19 protein-coding genes are annotated in these 23,388 nt (G+C 61.8%); 7 read left to right on the forward strand and 12 right to left on the reverse strand.

Annotated elements, in window-relative coordinates:
* Positions 1-9 precede the first annotated feature (9 nt).
* Entirely contained in the window at positions 10-996 is a 987-nt protein-coding gene (locus ACA053_RS18410; RefSeq protein WP_497312232.1) for an MBL fold metallo-hydrolase, read from the reverse strand.
* A 208-nt stretch (positions 997-1,204) separates the two neighbouring features.
* Here ACA053_RS18410 and ACA053_RS18415 point away from each other — a divergent pair, with 208 nt between their 5' ends.
* Positions 1,205-1,642: a helix-turn-helix domain-containing protein gene (locus ACA053_RS18415; protein ID WP_497393346.1), complete on the forward strand. Its 438-nt coding sequence runs from the start codon at positions 1,205-1,207 to the stop codon at positions 1,640-1,642.
* Between the two features lie 171 nt (positions 1,643-1,813).
* Here the strand turns inward: ACA053_RS18415 and ACA053_RS18420 are convergent, their stop codons facing one another.
* From ACA053_RS18420 to ACA053_RS18430, 3 genes are all read right to left on the reverse strand, one after another.
* Complete coding sequence (locus ACA053_RS18420; protein ID WP_497393347.1) at positions 1,814-3,256, reverse strand: catalase; 1,443 nt, start codon at positions 3,254-3,256, stop codon at positions 1,814-1,816.
* 75 nt (positions 3,257-3,331) lie between these two features.
* Positions 3,332-4,156 (reverse strand): alpha/beta fold hydrolase, encoded by an 825-nt coding sequence (locus ACA053_RS18425; protein WP_497312235.1) that lies wholly within the window; start codon positions 4,154-4,156, stop codon positions 3,332-3,334.
* 32 nt (positions 4,157-4,188) lie between these two features.
* The gene (locus ACA053_RS18430) at positions 4,189-4,764 is read right to left on the reverse strand and encodes a flavodoxin family protein (RefSeq protein WP_497393348.1); all 576 of its coding nucleotides are present in this window, start codon (positions 4,762-4,764) and stop codon (positions 4,189-4,191) included.
* Positions 4,765-5,260: 496 nt separating this feature from the next.
* On the opposite strand from ACA053_RS18430, the gene ACA053_RS18435 reads away from it, so the two are divergent.
* Complete coding sequence (locus ACA053_RS18435; RefSeq protein WP_497393349.1) at positions 5,261-8,113, forward strand: ATP-binding protein; 2,853 nt, start codon at positions 5,261-5,263, stop codon at positions 8,111-8,113.
* Here the strand turns inward: ACA053_RS18435 and ACA053_RS18440 are convergent.
* Both ACA053_RS18440 and ACA053_RS18445 read right to left on the reverse strand, forming a co-directional pair.
* Positions 8,081-9,562 carry an ATP-binding protein gene (locus ACA053_RS18440; protein ID WP_497393350.1) on the reverse strand — a complete coding sequence of 494 codons (1,482 nt, stop codon included), beginning with the start codon at positions 9,560-9,562 and terminating at the stop codon, positions 8,081-8,083. The genes ACA053_RS18435 and ACA053_RS18440 overlap by 33 nt on opposite strands.
* A gap of 184 nt (positions 9,563-9,746) precedes the next feature.
* Positions 9,747-10,697 (reverse strand): GlxA family transcriptional regulator, encoded by a 951-nt coding sequence (locus tag ACA053_RS18445; protein WP_109632993.1) that lies wholly within the window; start codon positions 10,695-10,697, stop codon positions 9,747-9,749.
* A gap of 346 nt (positions 10,698-11,043) precedes the next feature.
* Between ACA053_RS18445 and ACA053_RS18450 the strand changes: the two genes are divergently transcribed.
* A complete protein-coding gene (locus ACA053_RS18450; protein ID WP_497312243.1) occupies positions 11,044-11,766 on the forward strand; it encodes a pirin family protein in 723 nt (240 codons plus the stop codon).
* A gap of 119 nt (positions 11,767-11,885) precedes the next feature.
* Here the strand turns inward: ACA053_RS18450 and ACA053_RS18455 are convergent, their stop codons facing one another.
* A complete protein-coding gene (locus ACA053_RS18455) occupies positions 11,886-12,761 on the reverse strand; it encodes a LysR family transcriptional regulator (RefSeq protein WP_497312245.1) in 876 nt (291 codons plus the stop codon).
* Between the two features lie 115 nt (positions 12,762-12,876).
* On the opposite strand from ACA053_RS18455, the gene ACA053_RS18460 reads away from it, so the two are divergent.
* Positions 12,877-14,115 carry a YbfB/YjiJ family MFS transporter gene (locus tag ACA053_RS18460; protein ID WP_497312247.1) on the forward strand — a complete coding sequence of 413 codons (1,239 nt, stop codon included), beginning with the start codon at positions 12,877-12,879 and terminating at the stop codon, positions 14,113-14,115.
* 121 nt (positions 14,116-14,236) lie between these two features.
* Complete coding sequence (locus ACA053_RS18465; protein WP_497312249.1) at positions 14,237-15,235, forward strand: NAD(P)H-quinone oxidoreductase; 999 nt, start codon at positions 14,237-14,239, stop codon at positions 15,233-15,235.
* Here ACA053_RS18465 and deoC read toward each other — a convergent pair whose 3' ends face one another.
* Complete coding sequence (gene deoC / locus ACA053_RS18470) at positions 15,236-15,919, reverse strand: deoxyribose-phosphate aldolase (RefSeq protein WP_497393351.1); 684 nt, start codon at positions 15,917-15,919, stop codon at positions 15,236-15,238.
* Between the two features lie 127 nt (positions 15,920-16,046).
* On the opposite strand from deoC, the gene deoR reads away from it, so the two are divergent.
* Positions 16,047-16,811 (forward strand): DNA-binding transcriptional repressor DeoR, encoded by a 765-nt coding sequence (deoR, locus tag ACA053_RS18475; protein ID WP_109633005.1) that lies wholly within the window; start codon positions 16,047-16,049, stop codon positions 16,809-16,811.
* Here deoR and ACA053_RS18480 read toward each other — a convergent pair.
* The 3 genes from ACA053_RS18480 to rbsK are packed head-to-tail and all read right to left on the reverse strand — an operon-like array spanning position 16,804 to position 20,161.
* Positions 16,804-17,862 (reverse strand): aldose 1-epimerase family protein, encoded by a 1,059-nt coding sequence (locus ACA053_RS18480; RefSeq protein WP_109633006.1) that lies wholly within the window; start codon positions 17,860-17,862, stop codon positions 16,804-16,806. The two genes, deoR and ACA053_RS18480, sit on opposite strands and share 8 nt — an antisense overlap.
* Positions 17,859-19,190, reverse strand: coding sequence for an L-fucose:H+ symporter permease (fucP, locus tag ACA053_RS18485; protein ID WP_497312252.1), 1,332 nt, complete (start codon positions 19,188-19,190; stop codon positions 17,859-17,861). The genes ACA053_RS18480 and fucP overlap by 4 nt, the downstream gene beginning before the upstream one ends.
* A gap of 44 nt (positions 19,191-19,234) precedes the next feature.
* Positions 19,235-20,161 (reverse strand): ribokinase, encoded by a 927-nt coding sequence (rbsK, locus tag ACA053_RS18490; protein ID WP_497393352.1) that lies wholly within the window; start codon positions 20,159-20,161, stop codon positions 19,235-19,237.
* Between the two features lie 347 nt (positions 20,162-20,508).
* On the opposite strand from rbsK, the gene ACA053_RS18495 reads away from it, so the two are divergent.
* Positions 20,509-21,462 carry an alpha/beta hydrolase gene (locus ACA053_RS18495; protein ID WP_497393353.1) on the forward strand — a complete coding sequence of 318 codons (954 nt, stop codon included), beginning with the start codon at positions 20,509-20,511 and terminating at the stop codon, positions 21,460-21,462.
* Here ACA053_RS18495 and ACA053_RS18500 read toward each other — a convergent pair.
* On the reverse strand, positions 21,434-23,248 hold the full coding sequence (locus ACA053_RS18500; RefSeq protein WP_497393354.1) for an ABC transporter ATP-binding protein: 1,815 nt from the start codon (positions 23,246-23,248) through the stop codon (positions 21,434-21,436). The two genes, ACA053_RS18495 and ACA053_RS18500, sit on opposite strands and share 29 nt — an antisense overlap.
* Positions 23,249-23,388 lie beyond the last annotated feature (140 nt).

Raw genomic sequence — 23,388 nt, forward strand, 5'->3', positions numbered from 1 at the left:
GTTGCGACTTTACTCGATCAGCGGCACTTTCGCCGCACGTTTGTAAGGCCCGTATTCCACCGGCACCCACTGGAAATGCTTGCCCTCTGCGGCGATGTGGCCGATGCCAGGAAACGGCAAGTGCGCCGCCGTCACCCAGGTCTTGCTCGCCGCCGCCTCACTGAACACCTTGGCGCGACTCTTGATGGCCTGCTGACTGTTGACGTCAAAACCGATCGACACTTGTGGGTGTTCAAACTGCACAGCGAGGTTATGCACCAGGTCACCCATGAACAGAATGCTCTGCCCCTGGGAGGTGAAGCGGTAAGTGGTGCTGCCCGGCGTGTGCCCGCTTTCCAGCTCGGCCTCGACCACGCCCGGCACCGGCGACTGGCCGGTGGCGAAGGTTTTGAAACGGCCTTCGGCCGCATACGGCGCGGTCGAGTCCTGGGCGATTTTGAAGTACGGCTTGGCACCCTCCGGGGCCTTGGCGAGTGCCTGCGGATCAAGCCAGTAATCGGCCTCTGCTTTCGCCGCAAACACCGTGGCATTGGCAAAAACCGGTTTCTGCTGGCCGTCGACCAGCCCGCAGACGTGGTCCAGGTGCAGGTGCGTCAACAGGATGGTGTCGACTTGCGCAGGCTCGTAACCGGCCGCTTTGATATTGTCCGAGAGCATGCCGGCCGTTTCGCCGATGCACTGGCCAGCGCCGGTGTCTACCAGGATCAGCTGCTTGCCGGTGTTGATCAGAAACGCGTTGAACGCAGTCTGCACGCCTGGCGTTTCAATCGAGCGACGGGCCAGCAGCGCGCGGATCTGGCTCTGGGGCAGGCCCTTGAGCAGTTTGGGCGACAGGTCGTTGTAGCCATCGAACAGCGCCGTCACCTCGTAATCGCCCACCGCCAGACGGAAGTAACCCGGTACTTGCGTGCCAACCTGTGCCGGTGCCTGAGCCGAGGCAATACCGGACGCCAGCGCAACCGCGAGCCCCAGCGCGCAAACCAGAGAATGTTTCATGCCTTCACCCTTGATCGAGTCAGAAAAGCGGCAAGGTATACGCCGCCGGATGGGGGCGATTTTGCACGGGGCGAGCCCGAAGAAATTGCAGCAATGTGCTGAGTTAGCGCTGTTGTTCATTCCTGAGCAACGACGGAATTAACAACGTTTAACTCGCCTGTCAGCGCCCTGCGACCAAGAATGAAGCTCACCGACACGGACATTTGTCATGGCCCATTCTCAGCAAAACGTCGCCCGCGCGACTGTCACTGAAGCGCGCAAGAAAACCACCGGCGGCCTGACCCCGTGGCGCGAAAGCCTGGTCAAACAGCTGATCCTCGAACGCCTGGGTGAAACCGTTGAAGTGACCGAACTGGCCCGCGCCTGCGCCCTGTCGCGCAGTCATTTCTCCCGCGCGTTCAAGTGCAGCACCGGGCTCTCGCCGCAGGACTGGATCCGCCACCAGCGCATCGCCCGGGCCAAGCAATTGATCCAGAGCACCGACCTGACACTGACGCAAATCAGCCTCGAATGCGGCTTCTGCGATCAGGCGCATTTCTGCCACATCTTCACCCGCAGCGAAGGGATCAATCCATTTGCGTGGCGATGCCGTGCGGTGCGCACCCTCCCCCAGCGCCCCACCTGCACCGCTCAACTTCACGCGTAATAAAGCCCGACCCGCAAGCGCTGTAGCAGCTGTCGAGCTTGCGAGGCTGCGTTCGGCTGCGCAGCCGTCGTGAAATCAGCCAACGCGGTGTTTCAGGAAAACCGCGTACTCAGGTTTCACGACTGCTTCGCAGCCTCGCAGGCTCGACAGCTGCTACAGACGTGGGTTGCGTTAGCCCAAGGGGGACAGGCGCTCCAACGCCTCGGCCACGCCAAACCCGTACGCCGGATCAGCTCGGGTGCAGTTGTCGATATGGCGCTGACGAATCGCCTGCGGCACGCCGTTCATGGCCCGTGCGGTGTTGTCGAACAGCAATTGTTTGCGCACCGGATCGAGCAAGCGGAACAAATTCCCCGGCTGTTCGTAATGATCCTCTTCCAACCGATGATCGTAGTGCTGAGCAAAGCCTTCCACCGGCAGCGGCGGCTCGGCCAGTTCCGGCGAATCCTGCCACTCGCCCACGCTGTTCGGGAAGTAACTGGCGGTGCCGCCGAGGTTGCCGTCGGTGCGCATCGCGCCGTCGCGGTGATAGCTGTGGGCCGGGCAGCGCGGTGCGTTGACCGGGATGTGATTGAAGTTCACCCCCAGACGATAGCGCTGGGCATCGCCATAGGAAAACAGCCGCGCCTGCAGCATGCGGTCCGGCGAAAAGCTCACGCCCGGCACCACGTTGGCCGGCGAGAACGCCGCTTGTTCGATTTCGGCGAAGTGGTTTTCGGCATTGCGATTGAGCTCCATGATGCCGACCTCGATCAGCGGAAACTCGCCGTGTGGCCAGACTTTGGTCAGGTCGAACGGGTTATGCCGATAGTTGGTCGCCTGCTCTTCTTCCATCACCTGGATGCACAGCTTCCAGCGCGGGAAGTTGCCCTGCTCGATGACTTCATACAGGTCGCGCAGGTTGCTTTCGCGGTCCTTGCCGACCACCGCTGCCGCCTCGGCGTCCGATAGGTTTTCGATGCCTTGCTGGCAGACAAAGTGAAACTTCACCCACACCCGCTGGTTATCACTGTTGATCAGGCTGAAGGTGTGGCTGCCGAAGCCGTGCATGTGGCGGAAGCTGGTGGGAATCCCGCGATCGCTCATGACGATGGTCACCTGGTGCAGCGCCTCGGGCAGCAAGGTCCAGAAATCCCAGTTGCTGGTGGCGTTGCGCAGGCCGGTGCGCGGGTCGCGCTTGACCACGTGGTTGAGGTCGGAGAAACGCAGCGGGTCACGGAAGAAAAACACCGGCGTGTTGTTGCCGACAATGTCCCAGTTGCCTTCGTCGGTATAAAACTTCACCGCGAAACCACGGATGTCGCGCTCGGCATCCGCCGCACCGCGTTCGCCGGCCACCGAGGAAAAGCGCACGAACAACGGCGTTTCCTTGCCCACAGAACTGAAGATATTGGCTTTGGTGTAACGTGTGATGTCGTTGGTGACGGTGAAGGTGCCGTAGGCGCCCGCGCCCTTGGCGTGCATGCGCCGCTCGGGGATCAGTTCGCGGTCGAAGTGGGCGAGTTTTTCCAGCAACCAGATGTCTTGCAAGAGCGCCGGCCCACGAGGGCCGGCGGTCTGGATATTAAGGTTATCGACCACCGGGGCGCCGGTGGCGTTTGTGAGCTTTTTCATGAACGTGATCTCGATGGTTGTCTGCTCTCATCAGGAGCGAAAACCGGCGCGGATCTACGCCCGCGCCGGGGTACATCAACCCTTGAGGAACGCCAGCAGGTCAGCGTTGAGCTGATCCTTGTGGGTATCAGTCAAGCCGTGGGGCGCGCCGGGGTAGACCAACAGCTGCGAACCTTTCACCAGTTTTGCTGAGGCGATACCCGCCGCTTCGATCGGCACCACCTGGTCCGCGTCGCCGTGCACCACCAGCGTGGGGATGTCGAATTTTTTCAGGTCTTCGGTGAAGTCGGTTTCCGAGAACGCCTTGATGCAGTCGTAGGCGTTCTTGTGGCCAGCCGTCATGCCTTGCATCCAGAACCAGTCGATCATGCCCTGGGACGGCTTGGCGCCCGGTTTGTTGAAGCCGAAGAACGGCCCGCTGGCGAGGTCGATGTACAGTTGCGAACGGTCGGCCAGGGATGCCTGGCGAATGCCGTCAAACACTTCGATCGGCAGGCCGCCGGGGTTGGCTTCGGTCTTGAGCATCAGCGGTGGCACTGAGGAAATCAGCCCGGCCTTGGCCACGCGACTGGTGCCGTGGCGACCGATGTAGCGCGCCACTTCGCCGCCGCCGGTGGAGAAGCCGAACAGCACGGCGTCCTTGAGGTCGAGCAACTCGATCAACTGCGCCAGGTCATCGGCGTAGGTGTCCATGTCGTTGCCGGTCCACGGCTGGCTGGAACGGCCGTGACCACGGCGGTCGTGGGCGATTACCCGGTAGCCTTTGGAGGCCAGGAAGATCATCTGCGATTCCCAGCTGTCGGCGTTCAACGGCCAGCCGTGGCTGAAAACGATGGGTTGGCCGGTGCCCCAGTCCTTGTAGTAAATCTCGGTGCCGTCTCGGGTGGTGAACGTACTCATGCGATATCTCCTTTTGCGAATGTTGGGGTGGATCAAATCGGTGGATGAGCCATGCGTTCGGCCAGACGCGCCACCCGCTCGCCCAGATGAGCGGCGGTGCAACGGTCTTCGGCAGGTGGGGCAAGGTCGGGGGACTGTTCGACATTCGACTGGGCCATGGCGCCGAGCGAGCTGCCGAGGCGATTCATTTGCCCGTCGAACACGCCGGTGCTGGAGCGGGCCGGCAGCAGGTCGAGGCCGACCCAAATCATTGAATGCTGCGCGGCAAACACCGCCATCTGCAGCAAGGTGTTGAGTTTGTCGCCGCACAGGCAACCGGAATTGGTGAAGCCGGCGGCCAGCTTGTCGCGCCACGGCTGGGCGAGGTAGAACGCCGCCGTGGACTCCATGAAACTTTTGAACGGTGCCGACGCGCTGCCCATGTAGGTCGGGGCGCCGAAGATGATGGCGTCGGCGCTGTGCAGCCGGTCCCAGTGCTGCTCAACTTCGTCGACCGGAATCAGCAGGCAGGTGCTGCCCAAGTGGCGCTGCACCCCCTGGGCCACGGCTTCGGCCATGACCCGGGTGTGCCCGTAGCCACTGTGATAGACCACCACCACATTGCTCATCCCGGTGTCCTCATGACAAGTTGATCCCTTTGCAACACCACCGCCCTCTGTAGGAGCGACCCGTGGTGAGGGGATTTAGCGAAACGTCGCACCGCCCCGTTCGGCTGCGAAGCAGTCGTAAAACCATCGAGTGCGGTGTATCTGACATACCGCAGATTTCGATTTCGGGGCCGCTTCGCGACCCAACGGGGATAAATCCCCTCGCCACACAGGCTCGCTCCTACAAGACCAGCGGGTGTTGAAGCAGCAGAGTTTTGGGCGTAGACCAGACGCAGGACGAGTTAAACGTTGTTAATTTTCATTGGCGCGCCAAATGCCTCAACACCTGCTTTGCTGCGGTTGCACCCAATAAACACGGCGTCTGCCAGTGGCGCCGGGGGCCGGGCGGTCGCCGCGAACCCGCAACCGTCAGACGAACCCTCGTTGCGTTGCCGGAAAAACCTGAGGAATATGCTCGAAAACCGCGTACTAGACGGATGCAAGCAGGAGCCACACGTTGACCCTTTCCCCCGAGCAGGCCATCCATTTCGGCCCCTACCGGATCTATCCCGGACAACGCCTGGTGTTGGAGGCCGACCAGCCCCTGCGCCTGGGCCGGCGCGCCATGGATATTCTGTTGATCCTGCTGGAGCACGCCGGAAAGGTGGTCAGCAAACAGCAACTGATCGCCGGGGTCTGGCCCAATAGCGTAGTCGAAGACATCAACCTGCGCGTGCACATGGCCGCACTGCGCAAAGCCCTCGGCGATGGCCAGGCCGGCCAGCGCTATATCGTCACCGTCGCCCAGCGCGGCTACAGTTTTGTCGCGCCGTTCTCGCTGGAAGCGATCGAACAACCTCTCGCCAGTGAAAGGATCGAGCCAAGCACCCATAACCTGCCCATCCGCCGCACGCGGATGATCGGTCGCCAATTGCTGGTCGAGAGCCTGGTCACGCAACTGTCACGCCAGCGCTTCATCACCCTCGTCGGCCCTGGCGGCATCGGCAAGACCACGGTAGCGCTGCGCGTCGCCGAACTGTTGATCAGCCGTTATCAGGACGGCATTCGCCTGCTGGACCTGGCGCCGATAAATGACCCGACGCTGATCACTACCCATCTGGCCACCCTGCTGGATTTGTCACTGCATGGCGCAGAACCGATGAGCAGCCTCGCAGCGTGCCTGCGCGAGCGGCAGATGCTGCTGGTGATCGACAACTGCGAGCACCTGCTCGACGCCGTCGCCCTGCTCTGCGAAAGCATCCTGCGCGCCGCGCCACACGTGCATATCCTGGCCACCAGCCGCGAAAGCCTGCGGGCCGAAGGTGAGTTCGTCCAGCGTCTCGAATCCCTCGACTGCCCACCGCCCATCGCGGTGCTGGACCGCGCCCAGGCGCTGACCTTTTCCGCGCTGCAACTGTTCGTCGAGCGGGCCATGGCCAGCCACGACAGCTTCGAGCTGAGCGATGACGACCTGCCGCTGTTGATTGAAATCTGCCACCGCCTGGACGGCATTCCGCTGGCCATTGAACTGGCGGCGGCGCAAGTCGGCACCTTTGGCCTGAGCGGATTGCTGACGCAGCTGCAAGGCAGTTTTCGCCTGTTGACCCAAGGCTGTCCGTCGACACTGGGCCGACACCAGACCCTGCGCGCCACGCTCGACTGGAGTTTCGAACTGCTGAACGCCTGCGAGCAAACCTGCCTGCGCCGGTTGGGGGTATTCAGGGGCGGTTTTACGCTGGAATCGGCCGCGGCGGTGATTGTCGGCGAACACATCGAGCCCGGCGAGGTGTTCGGTTCGATCACGCAACTGGTGGCCAAGTCGTTGCTGAACGTGGAAGTGGGCGACGAAGAAGTGTTCTACCGTTTGCTCGACACCACCCGCAGCTACGCCCTGGAAAAACTCGACCAGACCGCCGATTTGCCCGATACGAAAAAGCGCCACGCCGAGCGCTGCCTGGCCTTGATGCGTCAGGCTCAAACTGACTGGGAACTGATCGCCACCGACCTGTGGATCGAGCGTTACGCCCGCAGCCTGGATGACGTGCGTTCGGCCCTCGACTGGGGCTTGAACGCTCAAGGTCCGCAGGCACTGGCGATCCGTTTGACTGCGACCTCGACGCCACTCTGGCAGGAACTGTCACTGCTCAAGGAACACGGCGTTTACGTCCGCAAGGCGCTGGCCTTGCTTGAGTTGGCACCCGAGCCCTGCCCTCATCTGGAAATCCCCCTCAAGTTGGCCCTCGGCAGCTCCTGCTATCACACCCAGGGCGGCACGGCCGAGACCATCGCCGCGTTCGTCAGCGCCAGAACCCTGGCCAAACACAACAACGATGTGGCCGGTCAACTGCGGGCGGTGTCCGGGCACATGGCAGTCAACCTCAGTTGCGGCCATTACCAAATGGCGCTGGAGCAGAGCCTGCTCTTCGACCGCTTGGGCGCGCAAGGCGACGCCGTGTTGTCGCTGAGCATGCACCGCTTGCGCGTACTGGCCCTGCACTTCGCCGGGAACCAGGGGCTGGCCCGGTTGAACGCCGAACAGGTCATCCAGAGCATGGCCCAGAGCGGGAACCTCAACCGCTTCACCCACGGTTTCGGCGTGCAATACGATCAGAGCGTGGCCGCCCTGACGATTCTGGCACGCATCCTCTGGTTGCAAGGTCAACCGGAACAAGCCTGGCGCACTGCCCGTCAAGCATTGGACATCGCGATCCAAATCAACCATGGCACCTCCATTTGCTACACCCTCGCGCTGGCCGGTTGCCTGATCGCGCACTACAACGGCGATAACCGTAAGGCTCGTGAACTCTTGCGCCTGCTGCTGGAGCAATCACAGAAACACTCGGTGCTGCTGTTCTACACCTGGGCCCGGCACTATGCGCAGGTGATCGACCGCGCCGAGGCGCACTTGCCGCTTCAACCGGGCGTGGGGTTGATCAAGGACATCATGGTCACACTCGATAGCGGTTTCGTTGATGACGCCCTGTTGCATCGGGCCGACACCGGTACGGCCGGCTGGAGCACGGCGGAGATATTGCGCGCCAGGGCTGATGCATTGTTGGCGGAGAATAATCAGCCGGAGATGGATTGCCTGGGCGGACGCTATCGCGAGCACGCTCGCTCCCACACGGTCGTCGCAGCCGAGGAGATATTGGTTCGGGCGTTGAATGTGGCCAGGCATCAGGGCGCTCTGGCCTGGGAACTGCGCAGCGCCACCTCGCTGGCGCAACTGTGGCAGCGTCAGGGTCGGTATCAGCAAGCCCATGAACTGCTGGCGCCGATCTACAACCGCTTCACCGAAGGTTTTGCCACGCCGGACCTGAGCAAAGTCCGGCGCCTACTAGACGAGCTCCATAGGCAACTGCACGCCTGAAACCCAGCGTGCACGGCTGATGTAATGCGAGTAACGCTGCTCGAACGTGCGCAGGTGGCCACTGAGCTCGAGCTTCTCCAACGCATAGGTGCGCGTGGTGTTGAGAAAGCGATATCGCGTTGTGCCGTTGACCTGATCCATCGAGAGCAACGACTTGGCCACCAGGCGCTGCATCAGCGCCGCCAGTTGATTGGGCTTGAGCACCTCGCAACTGCTCACACCAATCGCGGCATCGAGGGTGAAGGACATCTTGAAGACCGAGAGGCGCTGCAACAGGGTTTGCTCCCACTGGTTCAGCCGCTCATAGCTCCAGTCCAGCGCGGCCTTGAGGGTCTGATGCCGGGGCACAGCGGTGCGTCGCCCCTGGGTCAGCAACTGAAAACAGTTATCCAACTGAGCTTGCACACCGACCAACGCCAGCGCATCGATCTGCGCCGCGGCCAGTTCGATGGCCAGTGGCAAACCGTCGAGCCGCCGACAGATTTCCCGCACCGCCTCGAGGTCCTGTTCGCGCAAGGCAAACCCTTGTTGTCGGGCTCGGGCGCGACTGACGAATAACTGCACCGCCGAATAGCCCATGGCCTCGGCCACGCCATGCAACGCCGACGCGGGTGGCACCGCCAGGGACGGCAAGCGCTGCACCGTTTCCCCCACCGCCATCAGCGGTTCACGACTGGTGACGAGAATCGACAGCCGAGGCGCCGACGCCAGCAAGTCCTCGACCAAGGTCCGACAGCGTTCCAGCAGGTGTTCGCAGTTGTCGAACACCAGCAACGTGTGCCGTTGCGCCAACACGTCCAGTGTCGTGCCGACCTCCAGCTCAAGGGTTTGCGTCAGATGATCGACCACGCGCGCGGGGTCATCGAGCGCCGCGAAATCCACCAGCCACACGCCATCCTCATAATGCTGCAACAGCAGTTCGGCCACGCGCAGCGCCACGGTGGTCTTGCCGATACCACCGGGGCCGACCAAGGTCAGAAGACGCCGAAGCGGCAACTGCCGGACCAGACTGCCGACAATCGAATCCCGACCGATCATCGGCGTGAGCCGCGCAGGCAGGTTGTGTTGATGCTTTTGCACGGTCTCGATCAAGACCAAGGTACCCGCAGGCACCCGCTCCACCGGCGCAATAAAGCTGTAGCCACGCTGGGGAATGTTGACGATGTAGCGCTGGCCATCCTGCCCGTCGCCGAGGGCCCGGCGCAGGGCCGCAATGTGCACGCGCAGGTTGATTCCTTCGACCACCGACGTCGGCCAGACGTGGGCAATCAATTCGTCCTTGCTGACGACGTTACCGGCGCGCTCCACCAGTACCTGGAGGATATCCAGGGCGCGACCGCCCATGCGCAACGGCCGATCACCGTCCAGGATCAGCCGTTGCCGCTGGTGAAAGGCGTAGGGGCCGAACCGCAGCACCGTATCGCTGTTTAAATCTCTGAGGCTGTTCATGCACGTTTGCGTGCTGAAACCTGGCCCGGCTCACAGTGCTGAACTGTCCATCGCACCCGCCTTCCAGGCTCCCGCACCTCCATTGCAAAGAGTTCAGGTTTATCTTGGCAGGCCTCCGTGACGGTACAACTGCTACGGTGGGAGCGTCACGGCCATTGCGGTGCGCACAACGGCCAAGAACGCTCTAGCTGAACTGCTCGCGGTATTGCGTCGGGGTCAGGCCGAGCTTTTCGGCGAACAGAAAGCGCATATGCCGCACGCTGCCAAAGCCACTTTTGAAGGCCACGGTCTTGAGCGGCAAGTCGCTGGTTTCCAGCAGGTTTCTCGCGCAGTCGATGCGCGCGCTTTGCAGAAACTCCATGGGCGTCATGTTCACGTCCCGGGCAAACATCCGGGCGAAATGCCGCGTGCTCATGTTGGCCAGGCTGGCCATGCGTTCAATGCTGAAGGCTTCGTCGAGGTGTTCCAGCACATGGTTCTGCACGCGGGTGATCGGCGTTTCCTGTGGTGCGACGGTGGCCATCAACGGGCTGAACTGCGCTTGCCCGCCCTGGCGTTTCATCACCACCAGCAACACCTTGGCCACGTCCTGGGCGACTTTCTTGCCGTGGTCTTCGGCGACCACCGACAGGGCCAGGTCGATGCCGGCGGTGACGCCGCCGGAGGTGATGAGGTTGCGGTCCTGCACGAAAATCTGATCGGTCTCCACCGTTGCCTTGGGGAAGCCTTTGATCAGCCGCTCGGTGTAATGCCAGTGGGTGGTGACACGATAACCGTCCAGCAGACCGGCATGCCCCAGCACAAACGCGCCGGTGCAGATCGAGCCGTAGCGCTCGGCGCGATGCACGGCGTCTTTGAGCCAGCACAGCAACGGCGGATGTTTTTCGTTGTAGGCACCCGGGCCGCCCGGCACGAGCAACAGGTCATACGCTTGATCGGCCTGATCGATGTGCAGATCGGTGTGCACGCTGACGCCGTTGGAAGCGCGCAGTGCGCCATGTTCGGTGCCGATGGTCGACAGCTCATAACGGTCCTCCGCTGCCAGGTATCGATTGGCGATGGAAAACACTTCCATGGGCCCGGCCATGTCGAGCAGCAGAAAGTCCGGAAACAACACCATAGCCACGGTTTTCATGGGTTAAACATCACTGAAGTCAAAGAAGGTCTATCGACCGGACTCAATTCCTGTGGGAGCGGGCTTGCCCGCGATAGCGGTGTGTCTGTCATCCACACTGTTGGATGTGATGCCGCCTTCGCGGGCAAGCCCGCTCCCACATGGGTTTGTGTCAGGCCTTTAAAGAGTGTTGTGCATTATGGCCAATGTACGGCGTCAGCGTCGGAGGAAAATACCTGATTACTCGATCACAACTGTCAACCTCAAAGCGACAGTATTTCAATTTCCATCTACTTATTGCACCGCACAGTAACCATTAACCTTCTCCTCACTCGGACGAATCAATGTCCCCACAGGAGATTTCATCATGCTGACCCTTCGCAAAGCCTCCGATCGCGGCGCCGCCAATCACGGTTGGTTGAAGTCGTTCCACACCTTTTCCTTCGCCAACTATCGCAACCCGAAAGAGCAGGGTTTTTCCGACCTGCTGGTGATCAACGATGACCGCGTGGCGGCCGGTAAAGGTTTTGGCCAACACCCGCACCGCGACATGGAGATTTTCTCCTACGTGCTCGAAGGTGCGCTGGAACACAAGGACACCCTGGGCACCGGTTCGGTGATCCGCCCCGGCGACGTGCAATTGATGAGCGCCGGCAGCGGCGTGGCCCATAGCGAGTACAACCATTCGGCCACGCGGCCGGTGCACTTCCTGCAAATCTGGATCGTGCCGGAAGTCAGCGGCGCCAAACCGCGTTATCAGCAAGAGCACTTCAGCTCCCAGAAAAAACGCGGGCGCCTGCAACTGATCATCTCCCCCGACGGGGCCAAGGGTTCGCTGAAGGTGCGTCAGGACGCACGGGTGTATGCCGCGCTGATCGACGGCAAGGAAAGCGCCACCCTGGAACTGGCTGCCAACCGCTACGCGTATGTGCATGTGGCCCGAGGCAGCGTCGAACTCAACGGCGTGCAGCTGCAGGAAGGCGATGGGGTGCGGGTTCGTGATGAGCAGGTACTCGCGTTGAGCAACGGTATGGATGCCGAGGTGCTGGTGTTCGACTTGCGCCCGCAAGAACTGCCGCAAATGCCATGACCGTGAATGACCTGGGGGGCTTCTGCCCCCAGGTTTTTACCAGCCAGCTACATCACCTGTGGCGAGGGAGCTTGCTCCCTCGCCACAGGGGTTGTGTTAGTCCTTCGACTAGCGATGACTCACTCACCGGTACCGGTAAACACCGCGACAATTTCATCGATGACCGCACGAACCCTGGCGGTATGCCGCAAGTCCGCATGGGTCACCAGCCAGACGTCATACGGCACCGGTCGCGTGCGCTCCGGCCACAGCCTGACCAGCCCGTCCCTCTCCCCCATGTACACCGGAATTTCCCCGACTCCGAGTCCCGCCGCCAGGGATCGACGCACCAGCAAACTGGAACTCAGACTGGCCACAATCCGCCCGCGCCCCAGCGGTTCCGAGACCAGGGTCATGTCTTTGTTGCCCTGCAGATACGGCTGATACACCACCAGATCATGCCCCTCGAACGCCGAGCCCGGCGCCGGCACGCCATGGGCATCGACATACTCCTGAGAAGCAAACAGGCCCACCGGCCAACGCGCGATGCGGCGGGCGATCAGGTCCGGGTTGTCCGGCCGGGTGTTGCGCACGGCGATGTCAGCTTCGCGTTTGGCCAGGCTGAGAATCTGCGTGGAGGCGTCCAGTTGCACCCGCACGTCGGGGTGTTGTTCATGCAAGTTAGCAATGGCCGGGATCAGGAAATCGATGGCCAGTGAGTCGGTGGTGCTGACCCGCACCAGCCCGGTCAGTCGATCGTCGAGCCCTTGAATCTGGCGCTCCAGCTCCAGCGCCGAATGCTCCATTTTCTCCACGGCCGCCAGCGCCGCCTCCCCCACCGCTGTCAGCGCATAACCTTCAGAAGTGCGCAGGAACAGCGTCGCACTCAATGACTTTTCCAGTGCCGTGATCCGTCGGCCGACCGTCGCCTGATCGACCCCCAGCACCCGCGCCGCGCCCCGGAGCGTCGACTCGCGGCACACCGCCAGAAACACCCGTGCGTCATCCCAATTCATGCCGTTCCCCTGCCGATGCATAATCGCATCACCATAACGCAAAATCGCTGCGTTATTGCATCAGTCGTTCGGGATAGTCTGGGGGCCAAGTGTAAAACCTCACAGGACGTTTCCCATGCACAGCGCATCGACCACCCCGCGCAGCGCGATCTGGCTGCCGATCTTCGCCGGCCTCGCCGCCAGCCTGGTCAGCATCGGTCTGGCGCGGTTTGCCTACACACCGCTGATTCCCTCATTGATCCAGGCGCACTGGTTTTCGGCGAGCGACGTGGTGTACCTCGGCGCGGCCAACCTTGTGGGTTACCTGATCGGTGCACTGATCGGACGCCCACTGGCCAACCGCACGTCGAACAAAACCGCGTTGCGCCTGATGATGCTGGCCGTGACCTTGTCGTTTTTCGCCTGTGGTTTTCCGTTGTCGGTGAGCTGGTTCTTCGGCTGGCGCCTGCTGTCGGGCGTTGCCGGCGGCGCGATCATGGTGCTGGTGGCCGCAACGGTGTTGCCCCATGTGCCAGCGTCGCGCCGAGGTCTGGCCAGCGGCGCGATCTTCCTCGGCATCGGCTTGGGCATTGCCGGCTCGGGGACGATTGTTCCGCCGCTGCTAAGCCTTGGCTTGCAGCAAACCTGGTTTGGCCTGGGCCTGCTGTCACTGGTTCTGACGGCCGCGAGTTGGTTCGGCTGGCCGAAAGAGGCGCATCATCAAGCGGTTGAAGTGTCGATCGAGAAGACCGCAACACCTACCGATCCAGGGGTTTACCTGTTGTTCGCCCAATACGCATTCATGGCCGCCGGGCTGGTGCCGGCGATGGTGTTTTTGGTGGATTACGTGGCCCGCGGGCTCGGTGCCGGGCCGCATGTCGGCGCGTTGATCTGGGTGATGTACGGACTGGGCGCGATCATCGGGCCGGTGAGTTACGGCTTCCTGGCCGATCAACTGGGTGCGAAGCTAAGCATCCGGCTGGTGCTGGTGGTGCAGGCGATTGCCGTCGGCCTGCTGTCGATTTCCAGCTCATTCACAGCGCTGGCCGTGTTGGCCGTGATCCTCGGTTCGTTCCCGCCGGGCATCGTTCCACTGGCACTGGCGCGGGTTCATGAGCTGATCCCGAACCATCACCAGCAGCAGATTGCCTGGAGCCGCGCGACGGTGTCGTTTGCCACGTTTCAGGCGATTGCAGGGTTTGCGTATTCGGCGTTGTTCAATGCCAGTGGTGGGCAGCATGGGTTGCTGTTTGTGATGGCGGCGGGCGCGATTGTGGTTGCGTTGTTGCTGGAACAGGCCATGCGTTTGCTGAACAGACCAAACCCTGTGGGAGCGGACTTGCTCGCGAAGACGGCGTCACATTCAACACATTAGGTGACTGATGCACCGCTTTCGCGAGCAAGCCCGCTCCCACAAGGGATTGGTGGTTTGGACTGAATTATTGGTTCACTGATGCGATCCCATTTACAGACGACTTTCTCGACAGGACTCCCACATGACGTTGCCGCAAACCATGACCCTGATTGAAATCACCGAGCCCGGCGGCCCCGAGGTGTTGAAGCCGCGCCAGGAACCGGTGCCCACGGCCGGCGCAGGCGAAGTGCTGATTCGCGTGCACGCTGCCGGGGTCAACCGTCCCGATGTGATTCAACGCGCCGGCAAGTACCCGATGAAACCCGGCATGAGCCCGATTCCCGGGCTGGAAGTGGCCGGTGAAGTGGTGGCGATCGGTACGGGCGTCAGCGAATTCATCGTCGGCGACAACGTCTGTGCGCTGACCAATGGCGGCGGCTACGCACAATATTGCGTCGCACCGGCCAGCCAGACGCTGCCGATTCCAGAAGGCATGGATTGGGTCCACGCCGCGGCGGTCCCGGAAACCTTCTTCACGGTCTGGGCCAATCTGTTCGACATGGGCGGCGCCAGCAAGGGCCAGCGCGCGTTGATTCACGGCGGCACCAGCGGCATCGGCACCACCGCGCTGATGCTTTGCCGCGAATTCGGTGTCAAGGCGTTCGCCACGGCGGGCAGTGAGGAAAAGTGTGCAGCGATCCGCAAGCTGGGCGCCGAGGCGATCAACTACCGCGACCAGGAGTTCGTCCAGGTCATCCAGGAAAAAACCGCCGGCAAAGGCGTCAACGTGATCCTCGACATCATGGGCGGCTCGTACCTGAATCAGAACATCGCGGCACTGGGCATGGAAGGTCGCCTGGTGATGCTCGGCTTCCTCGGCGGCGCCCGCGCCAACGATGTCGACCTGATGGCGATCATGGGCAAACGCGCGACGATCACCGGCTCGCTGATGCGCTCGCGCACCCGTGAAGAAAAAGCCTCGATCGCCGAACAGTTGCGCGAATACGTGTGGCCGGTACTCGCCGCCGGGCGTTGCCTGCCGATGATCGACAAGGTTTACCCGTACACCGACGCGGCGCAGGCCCATGCGCGGATGGAAGCCGGCGATCACATCGGCAAGATCGTGTTGCAGGTGGACTGATCAGTAGCCCTCGCCTGCCGATTTTGCGCCGCTGATGATCGCAATGCCCGAGCTGGTGCCCAGTCGCGTGGCGCCGGCTTCGATCATCGCCAGTGCGGTCGGGTAATCGCGCACACCACCGGAGGCCTTGACGCCGATGTCGGGCCCGACGGTACGGCGCATCAGCGCGACGTCTTCTACGGTGGCGCCGCTGCGGCTGAACCCGGTGGAGGTCTTGACGAACGCGACGTTCAGTTCACGGCAGATCTCGCAGGCCTTCACCTTTTCCGCATCGGTGAGCAGGCAGTTTTCCAGGATGACTTTCAACGGCACCTTGCCGCACGCCTCCAACACCTGGGCGATGTCGTCGCGCACCTGATCGAACAAGCCGTCCTTCAACCAGCCGATGTTCAACACCATGTCGACTTCCCCGGCGCCGGCAGCAATCGCCCGCTCGGCTTCGAAGGCCTTGGTGTCGCTCAGCCCGGCGCCCAGCGGGAAGCCGACCACCGCGCAGATATTCACGCGTTGCCCTGCCAGGCACTGCGCAGCATGGGGCACCTGCCCCGAGTTCACGCACACCGAATAGAAGCCGTGTTCGGCAGCTTCGCGGCACAATGCGGCGATTTGCTCGCGGGAGGCATCGGGCGCCAGCAAGGTATGATCGATGTACTGCGCCAGCGCTTGGGGTTCGAGGTGTGCCATGGCAAAAACTCCTGTTTGTATATTCAAATGCCCCTGCGCCACAATCGAGGGTGATTCGCGCATAAACGTTACAAAACTCACAAATAATGCTACTTAAATAACACCAACAATCAACCCCGGAATGCCTGTGGACAGTAAAAAAGCCGAGCGTCTCAAGCTGATTCAACAAGCCCTGCAAGACCAGAGCGCCATCCATCTGCGCGAGATGGCGGCATTGCTGGACGTGTCCGAGATGACCCTGCGCCGCGACCTCAGCAAGTACACCGACCACCTGCGGCTGCTCGGTGGCTATATCACCAAGATCCACGATGGCAACGAGCCCGGCGATTACCGTGTGGCCGAACAGGACACCCGCCACGTCGAAGAAAAACGCCGCATCGGCAAACTCGCCGCCGGGTTTATCCAGCCGGGCGACACGGTGTTCTTCGACTGCGGCACCACCACGCCTTTCGTGGTCGATTTCATCCCCGACGAGCTCGAATTCACCGCCGTGTGCAACTCCCTGAACGTGCTGCTCAAACTCTCGCAAAAACCCAACTGCCATATCGTGGTCTGTGGCGGCACGTTCCACCGCAAGAACCAGGTGTTCGAGAACACCACCGAGAGCGGCATCCTCGACAGCGTGCGCCTGACCTGGGCCTTCGTTTCCGCTGCCGGCATCAGCCAGGACTTCGGCGTGACCTGCTTCAATTTCAATGAAGTGGAGGTCAAGCAGAAGGTCCTGCGCCAGGCGCAACAGCGGCTGCTGCTGGCCGACCACAGCAAGTTCGACACGGTGCGCACCGCGCATTTCGCCGACCTTGGGGATTTCCAGTTCGTGGTCAGCGACAAGAAAATCCCCAAGGCCTACCGCGACGCCATTACCGCCAGCGGCGCGCAGTTGATCATCTGATCAAGGCCTGTTGCTCACCCGCGCTGAGGTAACCGGTGGTGACGCTGAAATCCGCCGTCGCCCCCGCCGCCAGTGAGCGCACATGGCCCTTGGCGGACTCGGCGCGGTAGCCCTCCGGTTCGCAGGTGGACGGCAGCACGAACGCTGCCACTTGCTGATCGGCGTTATGCAGGATCCACCGCGCAGCGTGGTCGAATTGATCCGGACGGTAGCGGGTGTAGAACGCCGCGCCGTCGGGATGACTCAGCAGAAAATGCGCATGGCCGCTGTCGTCCGCCCGCACGCCGTCGAAGAAAAACACGATCTCGGGATCGTAGAGATGTGGCTGATCCAGACGGTTGAATTGCTGCGGATCTTGCGCCAACGCTTGCATGTATTCGGTCCAGACCGGCGTCGGTTTCACGTGGGCCGGCACGCTGCTGCGCAAGCGCACCCGTTCGAAACCCAAGGGTTCGATGAAACGAGCACCGTCGACATAGGCGTAATTCATGTGCGCCATGTACATCAGGTCCATTGGCTTGCCTGCCAGATTGGTCACTTGCATGGCGATGTCGAACAGTCCTGAATCAGCGCGCAACGTCACGCTTGGCGTGGCCAGGTATCGGTCACCAAACCCCTGCGCATATTCGTACTCGCCAGCCAATCGAAGGTAGCCGCCAGCGCTGTCCTCACCGACCTCCAGCCAGGCGCGATCCATCGCCGCGCACGGCATCTCGCCGTGCAGCGGATGATCGTCCTCGGGGCTCGGGCAACCGTTGCGCAGCAGGCCGCTGTGAAACATGAAACAACCGTAAGTGCCGATCACCGTCGGGCTGGGCCGGGGCTGGCTGAACAGGTTGCTCATGGTCAGGTCGCAACCATCGAACACGGCGGACCAGATCATCTGCCCCTGATACGGCAACACCACCAGACGGCCGCGGCTGTTGGCCAATTCCAGCGCCAGCACGCCACTGGGATACACCCAGGAACTGACGGTGAACGCCTCCGATTCCAGCAAGGTTTTGCGCGCCTCGCCAAACTGCGACGGCTGAAGGTTGATCCGCGTGTTCATGAAGTCACCACCGCACCCACCGGCGCTCGTTCGCTGTCGGAATGACGCAGGCAACGCACCGCGTACAGCACGATCACGATGAAGCACAGCAACGGCACGCTGTAGGCCAGTTGCATGTTGCCGCCGCTGAAATCGGACAGCAGGCCCTGGAAGATCGGGATCACCCCGCCACCGACGATGCTCATCACCAGCAGCGATCCGCCGACGCCGGTGTCTTCGCCGAGGCCGTCAATGGTCAAGCCGTAAATGGTCGGCCAGCACGGACCGAGGAATACGCTCACACCCACCGCCGCATAAACCGCGGTGATGTTTGGCACCAGAATCGTATAAGCCAGAAACACGATGCACAGCACGCCATACACCGCCAACACCTTGGCCGGGTGCAGTTTGCGCATCAGCACGTTGGCGATCAGCTTGCCGACAAAGTACGCGGCAAACGTGGTCAGCAAAAACCACGACGCGCTGCGCTCGTTCATGCCGCCCAACTGCATCGCCAAACGAATGGTGAAACTCCACACACCGACCTGGGCGCCCACGTAGAGAAACTGCGCCAACACACCAAAGGTGAAGCGCTTGTTGCGCCACAGTCGCGACAGGCTCTGGCCGAGACTGGCGGTTTTGGTGCTGCTCGGCTGATTGCCCTTGCACTTCGGAAACCGGGTTATCGCGATCAAGATGAACATCAGCACCAGCACCGCGATCATCCATTTGTATGGCAGCAAGGTGGACTGGATCATTTGCAGCTGCTGGACCGCCGCGTCCGAGGCGCTCATTTGCGTGAGCTGCTCGCGGGTCGCGTCGGTGTCCTTGAACATCACGAAGCTGCCGACATAGACCCCGGCCATTGCGCCGAACGGGTGGAAGGTCTGGGAAATATTCAGGCGACGGGTGCCGGTTTCACGTGGGCCCATCAGCGTCGAATAGGTGTTGCACGCGGTTTCGAGAAACGACAGGCCCGCCGCAATCACAAACAGCGCCAGCAGGAACATGCCGTACTTGGCGGTCGACGCCGCCGGGAAAAACAGCAGGCAACCGAACATGTACAGCATCAGACCGATGAGGATGGTGGTCTTGTAGCTGAAACGGCGAACCACCAGCGCGGCCGGAATCGCCACGAAGAAATAACCCAGGTAAAACGCCGACTGCACGAACGCCGTCTGGAAGTCGCTGAGCAGAAAGGCCTTCTTGAAATGCGCGATGAGCACGTCGTTCATACTCGCGGCCGCCGCCCACAGCGCGAAGATACTGCACAGCAAAATGAAGGCGAACCAGGGCGTGCGGTTCAGGTAGAAACCATCGGCCGTCTGTTGGAGCGGAGGCTTTGTCATTGTTGTTCTCCGTGGTGAGTGTCGAGGGGTGAATCAGCTCGATTTCAAGCGCCGAGTTGGCGCTGGAATTCAGCGAATGTTGGGGCGTCCGGGTAGGAGGTCTGGGTGCCGAGGCCGGTGACCGAGCAGGCGGAATACGCCACGGCGTGGGTCATGGCGGCGCGGATGTCGCGGTCGCGGCTCCAGTGATGAATGAAGCAACCGATGAAGGCGTCGCCTGCCCCGGTGGTGTCGCGCGCGGCAACCGACAGGCCGGGAATCTGGAACTCGCCCTCCTCGCCCACGTACAACGCGCCTTGCTGGCCGAGGGTCACGATCACGTGGCGAATGCCGCTGGCGACCAGTGTCTGGGCGGCTTTGTGCGCCGACTCCGGGGAGTCCACGGTCTGGCCGGTGATCAGCGCCAGCTCGGATTCGTTAGGCACCAGGAAATCCAGGTGCGCCAAATGCTCACGGCTCAGGCCCGACAAGGCTGGCGCGGGGTTGAGCAAGACTGGAATGTTGTGCGCGCGGCCGAATTCGATGGCGTGGTAAACGGTGTCGACGTTGATTTCCAGTTGCAGGACGATCAGCGAGCACTCGCGCAATGCCTGGGCCGCCGAGTCGATATCCGCCGGAAGCAGATGCGCATTGGCGCCTTTGACGATGAGGATGCTGTTGTGCGAGTCGGCCTGGACGAAGATCGGCGCAACGCCGCTGGACACACCGGGCACGCGCTGCACGTAACGGGTGTCGATGCCGAAGCGCTGGAAATTGGCCAGGGTGTTGTCGGCAAACATGTCATCGCCAACCTTGGTGAGCATCAGCACATCCGCCCCAAGCTTCGCCGCAGCGACCGCCTGATTGGCGCCCTTGCCGCCACAGCCGAGGGCAAACCCCGGCGCTTCGAGCGTCTCGCCCTGGGCCGGCATGCGGTCGATGTAGGTAATCAGATCCACCATGTTGCTGCCGATGACTGCGATCTTGCTCATTGCTATCCCACCTTGATCCGGCTTGCCAGACTGATGCTGGACGTTGTTGTTTTGTTATTTAAATAACATTTTGTGTGATTATTCAATCTTTTTGTTGCGTGGGGTTTGAGGCAAAGACGAATGGCTTTGCGCATGGCTTTAAAGATGTGTGGGCAGGAATGGCCTCATCGCGAGCAGGCTCACTCCCACATTGGAATGCGTTCCCCTGTGGGAGCGAGCCTGCTCGCGATGGGGCCCTTAGCATCACCGACTGATCCGGCCCTTTCTACGACTGTCGAATTTATCCCCACCTCCCCCCACGCATCTGTTAAAACCCGAACTTTCCCTTTCATCCTCCGGACCTTTGCATGTTTTCAAACCTGATGAGCCGCCTGAGCCGACGCTGGCTACCCTGGCTGTGCATGGCCGCGCTGGTCGTCGGCTTGCCTGTGGGTTGCGGCGTACTCAAATACAAGGAGCGCGAACTGCTGTTCCGCATCGAGCCGGGTACCGCCGGCTGGTATCGCGGTTTGCCCAAGGACGTTCAGGAATTCGACATCAAGCCTGCCAGCTTCAAGGCCGGGCAAAACCTGCATGCCTGGTGGTGGCCGGCCGCGCGGCGCGATGCGCCATCAATCCTGTATTTGCACGGCGTGCGCTGGAACCTGACCGGCCAGGCGTTCCGCATCGAGCAACTGCGCGCGATGGGCTATTCGGTGCTGGCCATCGATTACCGCGGCTTTGGCCAGAGCAAGGGTGATCTGCCATCGGAAGCCAGCGTCTACGAGGACGCCCGCGTCGCCTGGGAGCGCTTCAAGACGATGCAACCGGACGCCAACAAGCGTCTGATCTACGGCCATTCCCTGGGCGGCGCGGTGGCCATCGACCTCGCCGCAGACCTGGCGGCGCAGGCGAAAAAGGACCGTAGCGCAATACCGGTGCGCGGTCTGGTGATCGAGTCCACCTTCACCTCGCTGGGCGATGCCGTCGCCCAAGTGGCCGACAGCAACCTGCCGGTGAAATGGTTGCCGGTGCGCTGGCTGCTGTCGCAGAAATTCGATTCCATCGACAAGATCGTCGACATCGACATGCCGCTGCTGGTGGTGCATGGCCTGGCCGACCCGTTCATGCCCTCGCGGTTCAGCCAGCAGCTGTTCAATGCCGCCAGCGAACCCAAGCGCCTGCTGTTGATCCCCGGCGGCACGCACAACAACAGCATGAGCCGGGGTGGCAGCCAATACCGCCAGGCACTCGAAGGCCTGCTGAAAGCAAAACCACCGCAGATCGCCGGGCCTAGCGGTAACCCCGGGCTTGCAGGTTGAACAGCTGCGCATAACGCCCGCCCGCCGCCACCAGGCTGTCGTGATCACCGCGCTCCAGGATCGCCCCCTGATCCAGCACGATGATGTGATCGGCATTGCGCACGCTGGAAAACCGGTGCGAGATCAGCAACGTCATGCGGCCCTCGGTGTGTTCGCTGAAATGCTCGAACACTGCCGCTTCCGCGGCCGGGTCGAGTGCTGAGGTCGGCTCATCCAGAATCAGGATGTCGGCGTTACGGCGCATGTAAGCGCGGGACAAGGCGATCTTCTGCCACTGCCCGCCGGACAACTCCTGGCCACCGGCAAACCAGCGGCCCAATTGCGTGGCGTAGCCTCGATCCAGTCCTTCGATGAACGGCGCGGCCATGCCTTCGGTGGCCGCGGCTTTCCAGCGTTGTTCATCGTTGAACGCCAGCGTATCGCCGACGCCGATGTTCTCGCCGACGGAGAACTGGTAACGGATGTAATCCTGAAAAATCACGCCGATACGCCGGCGCAGCGCGTCTTCTTCCCACGTCTGTAAATCGCTGCCGTCGAGCAGGATGCGCCCGTGATCGGGGCGATACAGACGGGTCAGCAACTTGATCAGCGTGGTCTTGCCCGAACCGTTCTCCCCCACCAGCGCCAGGCTGCGCCCCGGCACCAGGTGCAAATCGATGCCCTCCAGCGCAGCGCGACTCGCACCCGGATAACGAAAACCAACGTTTTCGAATCGCAAACCATCGCCGGGCACCGCGCCCACCGTGAGATGCCCGGCATCGGCCACCACCGGTTCGGCGAGGTATTCGTAGAGGCTCGACAGGTACAAACCATCCTCGTAGAGACCGCTGATGGCGCTCAAACTGCTGCTCACCGCCGTCTGCCCCTGCTTGAACAGCACCAGGTACATGGTCATCTGCCCGAGGGTGATCTGGCCGTGGACGGTATCGACCACCACCCACGCATAAGCCAGGTAAAACGCGGCGGTGCCGAGCAGGCCAAGGACAAATCCCCAGCCATCCCGGCGCAACGTCAACCGCCGGTCCTCGGCATACAGACGGGCAAACGTCTCGCGATAACGCTTCAACAGCAACGGCGCGAAGCCGAACAACTTGACCTCTTTGATGTAGCCCTCGTGGGAGAGCAGCGTCTCGATGTAATTCTGCTGCCGACTCTCCGGCGCCCGCCGCGTGAACAGCCTGAACGCGTCCCCGGAAAAATGCGCTTCAGCGAAAAACACCGGCAACGCCCCCACCACCAGCAACACCAGCGCCCACGGCGAAAAATGCACCAGCAACACGCCGAAGCTGATCAACACGATCAGGTTCTGGATCAACCCCAACGACTTCATCACCAACGCCAAGGGCCGCGTCGACGCTTCGCGCCGCACCCGCACCAACTTGTCGTAGAACTCGGAATTCTCGAACTGCACCAGCGACAACGTCTGGGCCTTCTCCAGAATCATCGTGTTGACCTTCTGCCCCAACTGCACCCGCAACAACGACTGCTGAACCGACAGCGCCCGCTGCGTCCCGGACAGCAACGCCAACACACCCGCTTCAAACAACACATAACGCACCACCGGCCACAACGGCGCACTGCCCTGCTGCGCATGTAACTGCATGGCGAAGACCACTGCGTCGACAATGCGCTGGCCGAGCCAGGCGGCCAGGGCCGGGAGGACACCGGCAATCAGGGTGGCCAGGACCAGGCCAAGGAACAGCCCGCGAGAAGTGCCCCAGACCAGGAGCAAGGCGCGTCGGGCCTGGTCGAGTAGTGAGGTGAAACGGGAAAGTGCCGCAGGCATGGATTGATGAACTCGGCAGAGGAAGTCGCTGAACACAACAAAGACGTCATGGTACTTCAGCCAGAAATCCCACAGGCGAGAAACCCTGTGGTGAGGGGATTTATCCCCGTTGGGCTGCGCAGCAGCCCCCAAAATAGCAC

The organism is Pseudomonas sp. LBUM1672, from assembly GCF_059695655.1.